At 66.1% G+C, this 3,353-nt stretch carries 2 protein-coding genes and 1 pseudogene; all 3 read right to left on the bottom strand.

Features of this window, described 5'->3' with window-relative positions:
* Positions 1-318: cache domain-containing protein (locus tag ACXJKH_RS17245; RefSeq protein ID WP_457321151.1), on the bottom strand; the 318-nt coding region annotated here is incomplete at its 3' end.
* A gap of 348 nt (positions 319-666) precedes the next feature.
* Positions 667-3,036, bottom strand: a complete 2,370-nt coding sequence (locus ACXJKH_RS17240) for a methyl-accepting chemotaxis protein (protein WP_457321149.1) — start codon at positions 3,034-3,036, stop codon at positions 667-669.
* A 96-nt stretch (positions 3,037-3,132) separates the two neighbouring features.
* Positions 3,133-3,353: pseudogene (locus tag ACXJKH_RS17235) on the bottom strand (hypothetical protein); the annotation flags it as partial.

Raw genomic sequence — 3,353 nt, 5'->3', positions numbered from 1 at the left:
GTCGTAGACGCTGTAGTAGTAGGCATCGTTGTCGGCGCGCATGCGCTCGATGGCTTCCAGCGCGGCCTTCTTCGCTGCCGCGTCATCCAGCTCGCCGGTTTCGGCCAGGCGGTGGTAATGGTCCAGGATGCCGTAGGTCAGTTCGACCTGGATCTTCAGGCTGTCTTTGCGGGTGTCGGTGAGGTCCAGGTACTGCATGCGGGCAGCGATCACGGCCAGGGCGATCACGCCGACGGCAATCAATGCGGTAAGCAGGTTGAGCTTGCGCCTGACGGACAGGTTGGAGAAATACTGGTTCCAGCGGCTGATCAGATTCATGTGCAGGGCGTCTTGGGTCGACAATCGTGTCGAGGCAATGCTGTTATCGGCCGGGGAGCGCGCCGATTGAGGTGTAGTGACTGAGCGTATTCAGATTGGAGCGGGTGGCGCCTGGTAGAGCCACCCCATGGGTGGCTGCGCGCGGCGCCCGGAAGGAAGAGCAGCCACGCATGGCGTGGCTCTACCCGGTGTGTGGGTTGCGTTGGTAGAGCCACCCCATGGGTGGCTGCGCGCGGTGCCCGGAGGTAGAGCAGCCACGCAGGGCGTGGCTCTACCTGGGGGTCAACAAAAAGGCCCCGATGGGTATCGGGGCCTTCTGCCGTGCCGGTTTACAGGCCGCTGGCGGGCTTAGAACTCCTGCCAGTCGCCGTCGGCCAGTTCGGTGGCAACCGGGCGGGCGGCGGGGCGGCGGGCCGGTGCCGGTGCGGCGGCAACCTGGCGCACCGGGGCGCGCGAGGCTGGCGGGGCGAACGCCACCGGTGCCACCACGTCCTGCGCGTCGAGGGTGAAGATCGACACTGCATCGCTGAGGTGGCCGGCCTGCTCTTCCATCGAGCGGGCGGCGGCAGTGGCTTCTTCCACCAGGGCGGCATTCTGCTGGGTGGTTTCATCCATCTGCACGACGGTCTGGTTGACCTGCTCGATGCCGGCGGACTGCTCCTGCGAAGCGGCGGAGATCTCGGCCATGATGTCGGTCACGCGCTGCACCGAGGCAACGATTTCGCCCATGGTCGCGCCGGCCTTGTGCACCAGTGCCGAGCCGTCGTTGACCTTGCCGACCGAGTCGTCGATGAGGCCCTTGATCTCCTTGGCGGCACCGGCCGAACGCTGGGCCAGGKTGCGCACTTCGGAGGCGACCACSGCRAAGCCGCGSCCCTGYTCGCCGGCACGCGCCGCYTCCACMGCYGCGTTGAGCGCMAGGATGTTGGTCTGGAASGCRATGCCGTCGATGACCGAGATGATCTCGGCGATCTTCTTGGACGAGGTCTGGATCGCGCTCATGGTGGTGACCACCTGGCCGACCACGTCACCGCCCTGGCTGGCGACGGTGTGTGCGCCAATGGCCAGCTGGTTGGCCTGGCGGGCATGCTCGGCGTTCTGGCGCACGGTGGAGGTGAGTTCCTCCATCGAGGCGGCGGTTTCTTCCAGGTTGGCGGCCTGCTGCTCGGTACGGCGCGACAGGTCGCTGTTGCCGGTGGCGATCTCGCTGGCAGCCGAGCTGATGGCCTGGCTGGAATGCTTGATGCGGGTGACGATGCCGCTGAGCTGCTCGGCGGTGGCGTTGGCATCGTCGCGCATGGTGGCGAATACGCCCTGGAAATCGCCGTGCATGCGCACGGTCAGGTCGCCCTGCGACAGCGCGGTGAGCAGGCCGGAGATCTGTTCGATGCTGGCCGCGTTGGCGTCCAGCAGGCCGTTGATCTGCTGTGCCAGCTGCAGGAAGAAGCCTTCCTTGCCTTCGGCGACGATGCGACCGGACAGGTCGCCGGCAGCGGCCTGGGCGATCACGCGCGCCACTTCGGCCTCGACCAGCGCTTCGGGGGTACGGTCACGCCATTCCACGACGTGGCCGACGCTCTCGCCTTCTTCGTTGCGGATGGTCGAGACCACCTGGGCGAACTGGGCATCACCGAACTGCATCGCGCGACGGGCCACGCCATGCTGCTTGAGGTTGGCCAGCAGGCTGGCATCCATCTCGCCGCGGTGCTCCAGCACGGTGAGCGGACGTCCGACCAGCGAGGCGCCTGCGTCGAACTCGGGCAGGTGCTTGCGCAGCTCGTCCTGGTACTGGGACAGGCTCTGCTCCAGGGCGCGGTTGGCGTAGACGATGTTGAGCTGGTTGTCGGTCAGGTACACGCCGGTGGAGCTGTAATCCAGCGCGGTGCGGATACGCAGGTTCTCGCGGGCGATGGCCTGGTCGGTCTCGGTGCGCTCGCGCAGGTCGCGCTGCATGCGCTGCATGGCCTGCATCAGGTCACCGACTTCATCCTTGCGGCTGACGTCGATGTGGCCATCGAGCTTGCCGCTGGCGACATCGTTGGCCACCGACACGGCGCCGCGCATGCTGCCCACCAGCGAACGGGCGAACAGGAACACCAGCACCAGGCCCAGGCCGGCGCCGCCGAGCAAGGCGATGACGGTCAGGGTGGCCGAAGCGGCGTAGGTGGACTCGGCTTCCTCGCGCGAGGCGCGGGCCAGCCGGTTGTCTTCGGCGATCAGTGCTTCGAGCGCGGACGAGGCCTTCTGGTGCTTGCTGCGGGTCTCGCCGACGAAGGTGTCGATGGCATCGTCGGGCAGGTCCAGCTCCAGCATTTCGCTGACCGCATCGTAGGAAACCAGCGCGTCTTTCCAATCCTTGGCGAAGGTATCAAACAGCTTCTTCTGCTGGGGATTGTCGATCAGTTCGGGGTATTTCTTGATGGCCAGGTCGATCTTGCCGCGCAGGTCGGCGGCACGGGTCTTGGCTTCGGCCTTGACGTCTGCGCTGGCGCGGATGAGGCCCTGGTAGGCCGAGTTGCGGTATTCGCCGACCATGCCGCGGATTTCACCGGCAGTACGGATGCTCTCCATCCGGTGGCCCGCCAGTTCGGTGGTGACGTTGTTGAGTGAGTACAAGCCACGATAGGCCACGATGCCCTGCAGCAGCATCACCAGCAGGAGGACGCCGAAAGTCAGCATCAACTTCGGCATCAGTTTGAGGTTGTTGATCCAGGGCATGGGCGGTGCGATCTCCAAGGGCAAACGCGTCCGGGCATCGTGCCCGGTTGCAGCGACCACGCCGGACGGTGCCGGCGTGGCATGGCGTACAGCGGATTACTTGATGTTGGCGAGCTTGAGGCCGGCCGGCGAGCTGACTTCGATTTCAGCGCGCGATGCGTCACGGGCGATCTTGCCGATCACGCAGACGGTCTTGCCTTCCAGGCTTTCCAGCGGGAAGCTGAACTTGCCGCGGTTGGCGCCGGCGATGCGGGCCGAGAAGGTGTGGCGCGGGAAGGCGCCGCCCATGTACAGGAAGGTCGGCTGGCCTTCGGAAC

The sequence above is a fragment of the Stenotrophomonas sp. P5_B8 genome (assembly GCF_054049855.1).
This window is presented reverse-complemented; position numbering and strand designations above follow the sequence as displayed.